Here is a 13,585-nt window from a genome sequence, read left to right on the forward strand (position 1 = left end):
CTTTTGTCGTGAAATCCTTATACAGTTTTAGACGAATAATTTCTAGGAAAAGGTTACAATACTTACCTCTTTTTTAAAAAAAGGTAATAACCCGAACGGAAAATGTGTGTAAAATATATAAAATAGTAAATGTTAAAGAGCTTATTTATAAACTGGATTGCTGCTGGAGTAAGTGGCTTTCTTCGAAATTCAATCATTTTCCGCAAAAATGACTTTTACGCAAAACTAATTGATAAGACTATGTTCATTAATTTCCGCGTAAAAGTTTGACCCCGGGGATCAAAAAATCCCCGGAGCATTAGTCCGAGGGAGCATAAAACACACTTCAATTTTCAATAATTACTCAAAAACCCGAACGTTTCTGGGGGCAAGCTCCATATTCTGCAACATAAATGAAAGCACAAATCCTCGGGATTTAGAAGCTGTATTTGTAAATAATATAAATGTTACACAATCTATTAAGGAGGACTCCTATGCAACCGAATCAACAGGCTAAAAAAAAACGTAGGTACTGGTTCCCCTATGGGATTGGATTTTCTGGAACGGATGCACAAAAAGTAAAACAAGAAATTAGAAAAGATGTTAGCAAAGGACAAGGTGCAATGACTTCCCGTGAAGCTGGGGCAATGCGCGACTAACCACTCGAAATGATTAGTTTTAGGAAACTCTGGGTGTATCTCTGATAAATTGACTTTTGATACACCCCAGATTTGTTTAAAAGATCTAATTTTGCTTGCCTTGTTAAGAGCTAATCATAAACATTTTAGTTCAAGACGTGATTAAAAATGTTAAATTCATATTTCCTTCAATTATGTCGATGTATTTTCAGAAGAATGATCATTTCTAAACTGCTTAGGAGTTAAGCTTGTGTATTTTTTAAAGACTTTTATAAAATAACTTTGATCGTTGAAGTTTAGCCACGTACTGATGTCTGAAATCGGATAATTTGTTAGTGCCAACAACTTTTTTGCTTCGTCTACTCGTTGCCGTTGAATATATTCACTTACAGGAATACCGACTTCTTTTTTAAAAAGGAATGACAAGTAATTAGGACTTAATCGACATAGCTCAGCAAGTTGTTCAAGTGTAATGTCGCCATATAGATGGTTGTAAATATAATGTATACAGGCAGTTATCGGTGAAGAATATTTTTCATTATTTAATTGGTGTACACGATGGGTATAATCACTTATGGCTTCTTCCGTTAATTTCAATATTGCTTTTAAGCTCCCTAATTCCTCGATCTGTTGAATGTAGAAATCACTTAGCGTAAAGGCCGTTTCTTCGTTTAATCCGCCTTCAATAGCAGCTCTGCAAACAAGGGCAATTCCCGTTATCATTAAGTTTTTTTCACTTCTCAAGCGATTCCGTCTCGACAATAATCCTAATTCTGCCTCACCCACAATTGAGTAATCGAATATTTCCATTAATTTATCGGTACGGCCGTTTTTGACATAATCAAGCAGAACTCGTTCATAGGAAAGATTGGAATGAAAAATAAAATTCCTTCTCCCTTTTGAAAGCTCAAGTTCCAGCTTTTCTGATTCAATTATTTCGAGGTCTAACCCTTTATTGTTTTCTATGACATACGTTTGATCTAATGTTTTATGGTAAATTAAATAATACACTAATAGACTAATCTCTAAGAGTTTTTGATTATCAATAATCGCTACGGCTTGATAGTATTCAATGAGATTTATTTTATTGACGTTTCCTTTAAAAGCTTCCATTACCTTGGTAATATTTTCATCGGATATTTCGGATTCGAGGACAGGCCCTACAATAATCGCACCTAAAAAATGGCTCGATTTTTTAAGATTAACAAAGAAAAAGTTTAAATTTGAATTTGAAAAAAAGATCGGAAACTCTATTGGATCATCTTCATAAGTATATACACTTATCTGCTCCTTGAACGGGATATAATAGGGATTACTCCGTAGCTCACTTCTTGAAAACTCGTATTCGAACTCGCCAAATCCATTGACATAAAAAACAGGTATTCCATGAACTTCCGAAATTAGCTGGCAAATATATTGTAGATCCTCTGTTGATATCTCCATCTGTTTCATCTACTCCATCCGTTTTTACAATCGGTTTCATTGTTTATTTTTACATTAAAAAAATACTATTATCCGTAAGATACTACAATAATTCATTCTTAATCAGCAATAAAATAGTTAATGTAAGAAATCTTAAACAAAGGGGAAATGGACATGGAATTAGCAAATAAAATTGCCGTTATCACTGGTGCAGGAAGTGGCATTGGAAGAGCAAGCAGTTTGAAACTTGCTAGTAACGGAGCAACTGTTGTCTTAGTAGATTTTAATAAAGAAACAGGTGAAGAAACATTAAAGCTTGTGAAAGAACACGGCGGAGAAGGAATCTTCGTTCAAGCCGATGTATCGAAAAGTGAAGATGTGCAAAACTATGTGAATACAGCCGTCGAAACATATGGACGTATTGATATTTTCTTTAATAATGCAGGTATTATCCAAAAGTTCGCTCCATTCACAACGGTTGAAGAATCCGAATATGAACGTATTATGGACATCAATGTGAAAGGTGTCTTCCTTGGATTGAAATATGTGTTAAAAGTGATGGAGAACCAAGGAAGCGGTTCAATCATTAACACTGCTTCAACTGCAGGAATTCGTCCTGAACATAGTGTAGCTGTATATTCCGCAAGTAAACATGCCGTTATTGGTTTAACTAAGGGTGCTGCATTAGAATATGCGAAAAAAGGAATTCGTATTAATGCCCTTTGCCCAGGCGGTGTTCAAACAGCGTTAACAGCTAGTGTCACTGAACAGTTTGAAAAAGGTGGTTACTTCCCAGATGAGGTTTCAAATATGAGAATGGGCCGTTATGCTGATCCAAACGAGCTTGCTGAAATGGTTGTTTTCTTAGCATCTGACAAAGCAAGCTATATGACCGGTTCCATTGCACTTGTAGATGGTGGCTTAACTCTATAAGCTATTAAATGATCAAGCGATTATACAGACTTCCTAACCCTCGTTGACTCCCATATGAGTTATCGAGGGTTTTGTGTAATATTAGGCATGAGGTACTAGACTCTCTTTTAAGCCATTCTTAACAAATTCCTTTCTATTTTCTCGAACAAGCATACTAAATTGGGTGTTCTAAGTTTTTCTCCTATCCATTTACCCTTGCCCATTGCTTTTGTATCAGAAATTTCCGGATTTATCAGCGACTTTCTGATTATATCGGCGCTTTTCCGATTATATCGGCGGCTTTCTCGATATATCGGCGGCTTTCCTATTATATCAGCGACTTTCCGAATTTATCAGCGACTTTCTAATTATATCAGCGACGTTCCTATTATATCGGCGACTTTCTGATTATATCGGCTACTTCCAGATTATATCGGCTACTTCTAGATTATATCAGCGACTTTCCAATTATTTTTGCTGGAATCACAAACTTTTTCCCTACTTTTGAGAGTAATTCATTGCCAATCCCAATAATAGCTTCATATGCAAGCATACAAAAAATCCCACTTATTTATGTCTGAATGCGAATCGATACTAATTATTTATTATTCACTTCAATTGTTTCACGATTTTTCATATTTTTTCCCCAGTTCGCAAGGGTTTTAAGTGATGGTATCAAATCTTCACCATGATCCGTCAAGGAATACTCTACTCTAGGTGGAATTTCCATAAATTGCTCACGATTGATTATACCATCTAATTCCAATTCCTTTAGTGACTGGGTAAGCATCATATTAGTAATTCCGTCAATACTGCGCTTTAATTCGTTATATCTCATCGTTCCATTTTTGCTTAACGCCCAAATAATCGGTAATCTCCACTTTCCACCGATCATGTTTAAAGCATATGTTAAGGGGCAGTCATCATATCGATTTTTATACCATTTTTGTTCATTCATTCAATCACTCCAATACTCAGTTTTTCCTTCCCTAAACAGAAAATATTGCATACTTGTTAATATCATTGTAACTGATATAATCATTTCAAATCTGGTTAAATAACCATATTTTTCATTTTTTAAGAAAGGGTGATTATGATGAGTATTACATATGAAGTTATTTCTGATGATCGCATTTTTTGTATTAAGGATTTATGCAATGAATTAATGACCTATCAAAAATCTAAATCATTTATTCGTCCAGAGCTGTTCGATAACATGAGTTTTGAAACTAGACTCATTCCTTCTTTCAAGAACGCAAAAAATAATTATATCGTTATAGCTAAGGATGGACATGAAATTGTAGGGTATGTGTACAGCAATATTTCTCCAAAGGAAGTATATTCAAATGAATTTGCTACCTTTTTTGATATGGATTCTGTAAAAAATGACGATGTTGGGTGTCTTTCTCAGTTTTATATTAAAGAGGGATATCGTAATATGGGGATCGGTTCTGCTTTATTCAATATGTCTATAGAGTGGCTACATTCCTTTAAGTCCATTACTGATTTGTTTATTTATGTTTCAAACGGGAACGATCATGCACTGACATTCTATCAAAATAAAGGCTTCAACATTAGTCACCAAATACTTGACGGATTTATCACCGTGTTAAGGAATACTCAAAAATGAGGCAGTAAGTTATATAAGAGATAAATGAAAAACTATAAAGAGAACTGGATAACGGTTCCTAGGTTTAAATGAATTTTATCGACTAGCCACTTTTTATATAATTCTTAACACCACTACAATTAGGGAAAAGGTGAGAACCAATCGTTCCTGTTTTTCCCTAATTGATACTTCTTCTATTAAAAGAAGACATTACATATCTAAATCTGTGAAAGCAAAAGGTAATAAATCCTTTAAAGTCAATTCTAATATCTCTTTCTTCTCATTAGTCAAATAAACTGGCATGTCTGGTAAACAGAATTCTGCCAGAACCTGTCTGCAAATACTACAAGGCGGAAGGAAATCTACGGTATCACCTGCTACAGCTATAGCTTGGAAATCTCCTTTTTTATATCCATTTGATACTGCGGTGAAAATAGCCGTTCTCTCTGCACAATTTGTTGCACCTAATGAAACATTTTCCACGTTTACTCCATTAATAACAGTGCCATCTTTTAGTAATAATGCTACTCCCACTGGAAATTTCGAATAAGGGACATAAGCCCTTTCCTTCATCCCACGTGCACTTTCCATTAATTGTTCTTTATTCATATTATACATTCCTTCCTATGAATATTGTGTTTTCCCAAGTTTCTTTTACTAATAACACTAGGTGCTTATCCATGGAATTATTTTACTAAAGATGAACGATATTGTCCTTCAAAAAATTCCCCAGGCTTAATTCGTGTTTTAAAATACAGAACATCAAAATCTGTAATGTCATAGTTATCAATTAGTTTTAACATGATTCGAGCACAAGCTTCAGCATCATCTAAAGCATGGTGATGATTCGCTAAATTAATCCCAAAATGCTGACATAGTGCCTTAAGCTGATAGGTTGATAAGCCAGGGATGATTTTTCTTGATAATTGATATGTACAAAGAAATTGATTATAACTAGGGGTTACTTTATATCGAGCTAAATTATCACGTAAGGCATAACCATCAAATGATAGATTATGAGCTACCATTAATTTATTTCCAATTTTATTCTTAATCTTTTGATAAAAGTGATCAAACGTCATTGCGTTTTGTACATCCCTATCGGTAATTCCATGAATGCGAATATTAAACGCATCAAATTCCTCTTCGGGATTAATTAATTCATATATAGAATCTACAATTCTTCCATTCTCTACAAAAACCATTCCAACCGAACAAATACTATGCCTGAAACGATTCGCTGTTTCAAAATCAAATGCGATAAAATCTTTCAATTCCACTACACCTGCTTCCCCCATGACTTTAGAGCAATTAATTCTATCCCCATTAGATAGAAATATGCTAATAAAGAGGTTTCTATAATTTTCACAAAACTCCTTCCTTTTCAATAAAAAGTCACAGATTTGCAAGATTTGGCAGAACTCGTTCTAAATCCAATTTTTTACACAATTAATACAAACAATTCACAAAATTTACTCTACTAATTAACTAAATTAACAAATGTTACCTATAATAAAAATCAAATTAACGGCATTTGAAGGTGGTGGAACATAGATCTTGAATTCAATTCATTTTTTTTAATTGTTTAGTAAATTACTTTAATACTAGAGATGGAGGAAAGAAAATGAAGCGTCATTTTTCAAGTATGATTATTGCTTCAACAGTACTCGTTGGCAGTGTATCCATTCCAGTTACAACAAATGAAGTTAGCGCTGCAGCAGTACAGCAAAAGCAAATCGTACTAAAAGAAAAAACACTTGTTAATGGGCAAGAAAAAATGATTGAATTTATCGTTTTAAATAAGAAAAAACTTTATTCTGCTACGACATTAGCACACTTCTTTTCTGCAAAAGCTACATATGACCAAAAGACTAAAAGCTATATTTTTACGAAAGAAAATGGAAAGCAGCGCATTTCTATAATTTTAAAAGCTGATTCAAACATTGCGGTTACTAATAATAAAAAAGTTACACTGTCTGTTCCAACTAAGCTTGTAGGAAAAAGTGTATATGTAGATCCAAAACCATTTATTCAAGCTTTAGGAGGAGATCTATTCATTGGCAAAAACCTCTTTATTTCAACGAATGGATTAATTAAATTTGAAACAGCAAAATTGAATATCAATGGTGAATTATCGAAAGTGGATAAAATGAAATGGAATGGAAAAGAATTATACTCTGTTCGTGATCTAGCAAAAGCTTTTTCTCTTTCTATAAAATTAGATCAAAACAATCAAGTAATTTTATCGAAGAAAAATCAAAACGTCACTTTTAAACTTGACCAAAATACGATTATTAAAAATGGAAAATCTATCAAAGGAAATACTCTCCCTATTAATGTAAACGGAACGATCTATGCAGACTTAAAGGATCTTGTAACAGCATTTGACGGAGATTTACTAACTTTATCTAGCGGAATTTTCGTTTCTACTCAGGGTCTATTAGGTGGTGATACCTACAATCCACAATGGATTAATTCTTCTACTTTAATGGTGACGAATGAAACGGAAACTGATAGTAGTACATATCTGATTAGCACAAAGGCTAAGAATATATTGAAAAAGCTTGGGATCGCGGAGATTACTGTCTCACCAAATGGCGAACGAGCGGTTTTTTCAGATGAATCAGGCTTCGTTTCCCTTATCGATTTATCAACATATAAAGTTAATGTATTAAATGAAGAAGACGATGCCGCTAAATTTGAGTTCGTCTGGTCACCTGATGGAACGAAAATCTTCTTTATACACGGAGACAAAAGTGACAAGATTTCTTCTATTAATATTCATGATGGTTCTATTTCAAAAGTGTACCAGGATTCATTTGCTTATAAATCAGACTTAAGATTATCCCCTGATGGTAAGAAACTACTTTATTCAGTTGGAAAAGAAGGGACAACAAAATATTCCGATGATAAAAACACTGATGTTGATGGAATTGATTTAACTGATACAGAAGCTCAATTATATGTTCTTCCTTTAGAAGACTCTGAGATTAAGCCAATCCAAATCACGAATTCAAAAGATAATAAGGTGTTCCCTTCATTTTTGAAAAACGGAAATATTATTTTTACAAGCTATGATATCGAAGGAAATAAACTTCCCATTCTTTATCAAGTGGATTCTAAAAATCAATCAACTTCCCTTGTGTCTAATAAAGATATCATTTCATCAGTTGTTACAGCTCAAGGCAAGATTATGATTTTAACAGCAGAAAGCAATGGAATGTTTATGATTAGCGAAGTAGATGTGGCTAGCAAAAAATTAATAGAGATTGCGCAAACAAAATTAGTATTAACTTCATTCTCTGTTTCTAATGACGGCAAATCCATTGCAGTTACAACTCCAGGCGAGAATGGAGAAAAAATCATGGTATTAAGTAACGGAAGCTTTGAACCATTAACAAAATAAAGGAGCGAATATAATGAACTTGATTAAACGATTTTCGATCGCGACGATGGCAATTGTTGCGACAGTAGGCTTATCACTAGGAGGTCTAACAACTAAAGCAGACGCCGCTTCCAAAGTATCAGGAAAAATTGTCATTGCTGGTTCAACTGCGCTGCTTCCTCTTACACAGCAAGCAGCAAAAGAATTTAAAAAAGCAAATCCTAAAGTTTCTATTTCTGTATCCGGATCGTCTTCGATCGCTGGGCCACAATCCGTCATGAAAGGCTCCGCTACAATAGGAGCGAGTGATTGGGATGCAACTACTGCTGTGGCAGGGTTTGATGCTTTTACCGAATTAAAAGCACATAAAATTGCCGTCATACCGTTCGCTACGATTGTCCATAAATCAAACACTGTACAAAATTTAACAGCTAAACAGCTTCAAGATATTTATGGCGGAAAAATCAAAAACTGGAAGGAAGTTGGCGGAAAAGACGCAGAAATAGTTGTTGTTAATCGCAAACACGGATCAGGAACACGTGTTAACTACCAAATGAAAGCTCTAAATAATTCTAGTTTTATGACAAAAGGGAATTATAAAGAAGTAGGAAAAAGCGGTGAAATGCTATCTGCTGTCGAATCAAATCCGAATGCTATCGGTTACGTTGACTTGGCTTACGTAAAAGGAAATGTAAAGTCTATTAGCTATAACGGTGTACCCGCTACGATTGATAATGTTATTAAAGGCAAATATCCTGTTTGGGGATATGGTTACTTATTAACAAAAGGTGAACCTAAAGGGGCAGATGCTGAATTTATCAAGTTTATGCAATCTAGTAAGTTCCAAAACGGTTCTGTAAAAACACTAAAATTTATTTCTATTAGCCAAATGAAATAAGAATAACAATGCCAGCCCTTATTACAGGCTGGCATTGACTTAATTATAGGAGGATTTATGGCGAAAATAGAACATGAACTTCAAAGTCGCCCGTTTCAATTAAGAAATCAAATCAATCATCAATCCAAAAGAAAATATAGTTTTTTGTTTAAATGTGTCTGTTTAATTAGTGCTTTACTTTTAGGCGTTGTCCTATTAGCGATCATTATCTTTATTGGAAAAACTGGGTTGCTTGTATTTAAAGATGTCTCGATCACAGAATTCTTTTTTTCTACAGTATGGGAACCATATGAAGAAAAATTTGGTGCAGCCATTTTTATTATCGGTACGATTATCCTTACTGTGTTAACTATGTTATTCGCTGTACCACTTTCACTTACCATGGCTATTTTTATCGTTGAAATAGCCCCCGAATGGTTCAAGCGCATTTTGAGGCCAGTACTTGATCTGTTAGTGGGAATTCCTTCAATTATTTACGGTTATTTAGGATTAACGATTCTTATTCCTATATTAAGAGATTTGACTGGTTCTATTATGGGTGATGGCATTCTAGCCGCTTCTCTTGTACTAACCTTAATGGTTTTGCCAACAATAACACGAATTAGTGATGATGCATTATCTGCAGTGCCCTCTCAGTTAAGGGAAGCAAGCTATGCCCTTGGCAGCACACGTCTGCAAACAGTTTTTAAGATTATTTTACCAGCAGCAAAACCTGGTATTTTAACAGCTATTATACTAGGTATGGCTCGTGCCTTGGGCGAAACAATGGCTGTTGTCATGGTGATCGGAAATACTGCGCAATTACCGTCTGATCTATTAACCCCTACTTCAGTGCTAACTAGTAATATCGTTATGCAAATTTTGGACGTTCAATATGAATCTACTTGGAACTATGCCCTTTATATGATGGCTTTTTTACTTTTAATGATATCAATGTTCATGATCTTACTAATTAGAAGAATTAGAACAAGTGGGGTTTAAGTGATGAGCGAGCTTACATTTAAATATTCTAAGAGAAAACAAACAAAAAACATTATACTAAATAAATTTTTTACAATTCTTCTTTGGACAATTGTGTGTTTAGTACTAGCTGTTATTGGACTGCTATTATTTCGTATATTATCCAAAGGCCTTTCTGGAATTTCTTTAAGTTTCCTTATTGGCCTTCCTAGTGAAATCGAATCAGGTGGTGGCATTGGCCCCTTTCTATTCAATTCATTATATGTATTAATTATAGCCATGGTCATTTCCATCCCAATAGGAATTGGTTCTGGGATTTATTTAGCTGAATACGCACCGGATAATCGATTAACAGAATTCATCAGAACATGCGTTGAAGGATTAGCTTCCGTTCCTTCTATTGTTTTTGGCCTTTTTGGTTATGTACTTTTTGTCGATGTCTTTCAAATTGGATTAACTATTATTGGAGCGGCTGTGGCACTCTCATTATTAAATCTTCCAATCCTCACTCGTGTTACGGAAGAAGCTATTCAAGCGGTGCCAGATGAATTAAGAGAAGCCTCCTACGCATTAGGTGCAACTAAATCAGCCACAATCATCAAAGTTGTCATTCCAGCTGCGATATCCGGAATACTAACAGGGATTAGCCTTGCTTCGTGTAGAGCTTTTGGTGAATCAGCTGTTATCCTTCTCGTTGGTGGTACAAGTTCATCAGGAGAAATGTGGGATCTTAACCTATTTTCACAAGGAGGAACATTACCTGTTCACTTATGGTATGTTCAATCTGAAGCACTTGTTGAGGATGCAAGAGAAATAGCAGATAAATCCGCTGCCGTACTAGTCATCATGATTCTGATACTAAGCTCTTTTATTAGAATCCCGATTTGGTTAAAAAATAAATAACAGTGAAGAACCTAAAAAAGGTGCCAGAAAAGCTCCCAGTCCCCTAGCAAATTAAAGTATTACCCTACTGGGGGACCGGCATCATTGTTTTTCGCCTTCTAAATATGATTTAATGCAACGTGTTTTTCATTTTTTTATGCACTTTAGATTCGACTTTGTCTAAATGTAATTCATTAAGGTAATTTAAAGGCTGAGGATTAAACCAGGTAATCTCTCCATTACGATAAAGACCTCTAAAATCATTTCCATTATAACTTAATACAAACTGATATCTTTCATTGAATTGATTTCTAAATAAAGTTTTTTCTATATTAATATTAGTTAACAAAGTAACCAGCCTCCCACATTTTTAATGTCTTCTCATAAGTTGTTGTCTTGTTGCTTGTTTATAATAATAGATGCCTAAAATGAGATAAACCTAATAAGAACATTAAAATTTGATTAAATGATACCGTGATAACAACTGCAAAAGAAAATGTAGCTAAAACGCCATGTTCAAAAAAAATATCTTGTTAATTAGGTGTTTGCACTAGGACAAATGTTTATGCCCCATCATAAGCTATTTTAGAAATATAGAAATGGAGGAGATTATATGTATAATCAATACTGGGGTCAACAATGTGCTCCACAATATTGCCCACCACAAGCATTTCCTACGCAATACGATCCAGGATTAATTTCACCAACCAAACAATTTGTTAGTACAAATCTATTCAATACTGAAGTTTCACATATTCACCCTTCTCATAACACTACCGTTAACAGGCAGATGATTACTCATAAGCACTATTTCCCTCATACTGAATCTGTAGTAAACCTATGTAATGAACAGCATATAATATGTGGAGTGCCTTATAATCCTTGTTGCCCACCAATAAGACCATTTGGATGTTTTTTCTAATATTGTAAATCCCCCTTGTATTTTAGGGGGATTTTATTGTCAACATATGATCAATCTCTTTATTTCCTGCTTCGACACGCCTTCTTTGTAAAATATCGGCTTCCCTTATGTTTTTATTTCTTGTTTAAAGAAGCAAGAGAACCGTCCTTCAGGCCATTCGCTAATGATTCTATTGTATGGGCCATTCTATTACCGGGTAATACACTTTCTAAAGGGATGGAGATGAATTGATCATTTTTAACGCATTCTAGTTGAGAGAGAGCTGGATCATTTTTGATGTCTTTTATTTTTTGTTCTAATGATGGGGAATCATAATCGTGAATTACGATTACATCTGGCTTTCTTGCTAATACTTCTTCATAGCTTACAGTTATCCATTGTTTATCAACGATATCGTCAAAAATATTCTTTCCCCCGGCGTATTCAAGTAATAATGTTTCAAAGTTCGTTCCACCTGCTGTGAAAACTCCATCTCCACCACTATCGTATATTAATACTTTTACTGCATCTTGGCCTGAAATTTCCTCTTGAATCTTCGCAATTCGTGCTTTTTGATCAACCACATAAGCTGCTGCTACTTCCTCAATTTGGAATATCTTGCCGATATCAAGTATTTCTTGAAAGATTTCATCTAACGTTGAAGCGCTATTAATATAAGAGGTAATTCCAAAGCTTTCTAGTTCCTTAACATCTAAGCCATCCCCGCCAAATTGCCAATCAATTCCGTAGATAAAATCAGCACCACTCGTAATAACAGCCTCTCTAGTGGCAGAGCCATACGTTAATTCCGGAATCCTTGCATAGTCTTCTTTATATTCAGGTAATGCCCCTCTACTATGATTATCGAGGCTATTGCCAATTATATAATCGGAAAGACCTAATGCTATAAATAACTCTGTACAATTAGGTCCAAATGTTAATACTTTTTTTGGCTTTTGATTGAAAACTACTTTTCTTCCATAGTTATCAAGTGATAATTCTTCGTAATTTATAGCCTGTTCTTCTTCCAATCCACTGGTTGTTGTTTTACTTGAAGTTGGACTGCATCCAACTAGCATAACCACTAGCATCCACACACATAATAATGCTACTTTCCTAATTTTTCCCATATCAATATTCCCTTCTTTAAATGTTGATTGATCACGGTTAAATTGTTGCTAATAACATAAGAACTTCTTTAAGACATACACCTTCATATTTTCAAACTCTCAGGCAAATATGTAATCGATACTTTCTTCGTTACTGGATGAATAATGACATCTGCTTTAATTCCGTACACCTCATAAATCATGGCCGACGTCAATATTTCCTCTGGTGTTCCCGCTCTAAATATACGTCCTTCTTTAATAACAAAGATTTTATCGCAGTACAAAGCAGCAATATTCAAGTCATGTATAGCTGCTAATACCGTTGCCTCTAGTCCTTTCACTAAATCAAACATTTGCAATTGATATTGAATATCTAAATGATTAGTAGGTTCATCCAATAAAATGAAATCAGTTTGTTGAGCTAAAACCCTAGCTATTAAAACCCGTTGCTTTTCCCCGCCAGATAGATGAATATAATTTCTTTGTGCCATGGTTCCCATACCCGTTTGCATGAGAGATTTATCTATTATTTCTTTATCCTCTTTCGTATCTCGATCAAAAAGCTTTTTATGCGGGCTGCGTCCCATGGCAACAATTTCTTCTACCTTAAAATCAAACGGAAGAAAGTTCTCTTGTCCAACTACGCCTATCTTGGTAGCCAATTTTTTTATATTCATTTTGTATAAATCTTCTCCGTCTAAGATAACAGCCCCATTGTCTGGCATTAGAGCACGATAAATATTTTTTAGTATTGTAGATTTACCGCTGCCATTTGGTCCTATTAATCCAACAAACTCCCCTTTTGCAACATCAAGGAACACATCTTCAATAATATTAATCTCATCATATGAGAAACTTAAATTCTCTACCTGTAGTCTCACAAGCTCCCC

Annotated in this window: 15 protein-coding genes; 8 read left to right on the top strand and 7 right to left on the bottom strand. The window is 34.6% G+C overall.

From position 1 onward, the window contains the following. Positions 1-473 precede the first annotated feature (473 nt). The gene (locus H0173_RS13345; RefSeq protein ID WP_221847017.1) at positions 474-638 is read left to right on the top strand and encodes a hypothetical protein; all 165 of its coding nucleotides are present in this window, start codon (positions 474-476) and stop codon (positions 636-638) included. A gap of 171 nt (positions 639-809) precedes the next feature. Here H0173_RS13345 and H0173_RS13350 read toward each other — a convergent pair whose 3' ends face one another. Continuing rightward, complete coding sequence (locus H0173_RS13350) at positions 810-2,069, bottom strand: helix-turn-helix domain-containing protein (protein ID WP_260631175.1); 1,260 nt, start codon at positions 2,067-2,069, stop codon at positions 810-812. Between the two features lie 144 nt (positions 2,070-2,213). Here H0173_RS13350 and H0173_RS13355 point away from each other — a divergent pair, with 144 nt between their 5' ends. Next, the gene (locus H0173_RS13355) at positions 2,214-2,972 is read left to right on the top strand and encodes an SDR family NAD(P)-dependent oxidoreductase (protein ID WP_221847018.1); all 759 of its coding nucleotides are present in this window, start codon (positions 2,214-2,216) and stop codon (positions 2,970-2,972) included. A gap of 577 nt (positions 2,973-3,549) precedes the next feature. Here the strand turns inward: H0173_RS13355 and H0173_RS13360 are convergent. Then, on the bottom strand, positions 3,550-3,909 hold the full coding sequence (locus H0173_RS13360; protein ID WP_221847019.1) for a winged helix-turn-helix transcriptional regulator: 360 nt from the start codon (positions 3,907-3,909) through the stop codon (positions 3,550-3,552). A gap of 138 nt (positions 3,910-4,047) precedes the next feature. On the opposite strand from H0173_RS13360, the gene H0173_RS13365 reads away from it, so the two are divergent. Continuing rightward, on the top strand, positions 4,048-4,581 hold the full coding sequence (locus tag H0173_RS13365; protein ID WP_221847020.1) for a GNAT family N-acetyltransferase: 534 nt from the start codon (positions 4,048-4,050) through the stop codon (positions 4,579-4,581). Between the two features lie 189 nt (positions 4,582-4,770). Here the strand turns inward: H0173_RS13365 and H0173_RS13370 are convergent, their stop codons facing one another. Both H0173_RS13370 and H0173_RS13375 read right to left on the bottom strand, forming a co-directional pair. Next, a complete protein-coding gene (locus H0173_RS13370; RefSeq protein ID WP_221847021.1) occupies positions 4,771-5,169 on the bottom strand; it encodes a cytidine deaminase in 399 nt (132 codons plus the stop codon). 77 nt (positions 5,170-5,246) lie between these two features. After that, the gene (locus H0173_RS13375) at positions 5,247-5,840 is read right to left on the bottom strand and encodes a 3'-5' exonuclease (RefSeq protein ID WP_313770642.1); all 594 of its coding nucleotides are present in this window, start codon (positions 5,838-5,840) and stop codon (positions 5,247-5,249) included. A gap of 344 nt (positions 5,841-6,184) precedes the next feature. Here H0173_RS13375 and H0173_RS13380 point away from each other — a divergent pair, with 344 nt between their 5' ends. From H0173_RS13380 to pstA, 4 genes are read left to right on the top strand one after another with little or no spacing between them, the layout of a single operon-like run. Continuing rightward, positions 6,185-7,966 carry a stalk domain-containing protein gene (locus H0173_RS13380; protein WP_221847022.1) on the top strand — a complete coding sequence of 594 codons (1,782 nt, stop codon included), beginning with the start codon at positions 6,185-6,187 and terminating at the stop codon, positions 7,964-7,966. A 13-nt stretch (positions 7,967-7,979) separates the two neighbouring features. Next, positions 7,980-8,843 carry a phosphate ABC transporter substrate-binding protein gene (locus H0173_RS13385; RefSeq protein WP_221847023.1) on the top strand — a complete coding sequence of 288 codons (864 nt, stop codon included), beginning with the start codon at positions 7,980-7,982 and terminating at the stop codon, positions 8,841-8,843. A 57-nt stretch (positions 8,844-8,900) separates the two neighbouring features. Then, on the top strand, positions 8,901-9,824 hold the full coding sequence (pstC, locus tag H0173_RS13390; RefSeq protein WP_221847024.1) for a phosphate ABC transporter permease subunit PstC: 924 nt from the start codon (positions 8,901-8,903) through the stop codon (positions 9,822-9,824). A gap of 3 nt (positions 9,825-9,827) precedes the next feature. Further along, positions 9,828-10,706, top strand: coding sequence for a phosphate ABC transporter permease PstA (gene pstA / locus H0173_RS13395; RefSeq protein WP_221847025.1), 879 nt, complete (start codon positions 9,828-9,830; stop codon positions 10,704-10,706). 109 nt (positions 10,707-10,815) lie between these two features. Here pstA and H0173_RS13400 read toward each other — a convergent pair whose 3' ends face one another. Further along, positions 10,816-11,034, bottom strand: a complete 219-nt coding sequence (locus H0173_RS13400; protein ID WP_221847026.1) for a YheE family protein — start codon at positions 11,032-11,034, stop codon at positions 10,816-10,818. A 264-nt stretch (positions 11,035-11,298) separates the two neighbouring features. Between H0173_RS13400 and H0173_RS13405 the strand changes: the two genes are divergently transcribed. Beyond that, positions 11,299-11,607: a CotD family spore coat protein gene (locus H0173_RS13405; protein ID WP_221847027.1), complete on the top strand. Its 309-nt coding sequence runs from the start codon at positions 11,299-11,301 to the stop codon at positions 11,605-11,607. A 113-nt stretch (positions 11,608-11,720) separates the two neighbouring features. Here the strand turns inward: H0173_RS13405 and H0173_RS13410 are convergent, their stop codons facing one another. Both H0173_RS13410 and H0173_RS13415 read right to left on the bottom strand, forming a co-directional pair. Next, positions 11,721-12,716, bottom strand: a complete 996-nt coding sequence (locus H0173_RS13410) for an ABC transporter substrate-binding protein (protein ID WP_221847028.1) — start codon at positions 12,714-12,716, stop codon at positions 11,721-11,723. An 83-nt stretch (positions 12,717-12,799) separates the two neighbouring features. Beyond that, positions 12,800-13,576 carry an ABC transporter ATP-binding protein gene (locus tag H0173_RS13415; protein ID WP_221847029.1) on the bottom strand — a complete coding sequence of 259 codons (777 nt, stop codon included), beginning with the start codon at positions 13,574-13,576 and terminating at the stop codon, positions 12,800-12,802. Positions 13,577-13,585 lie beyond the last annotated feature (9 nt).

This window comes from Bacillus sp. S/N-304-OC-R1 (assembly GCF_019749375.1).
In the GTDB taxonomy this organism is placed as follows: Bacteria; Bacillota; Bacilli; order Bacillales; family Cytobacillaceae; genus Cytobacillus.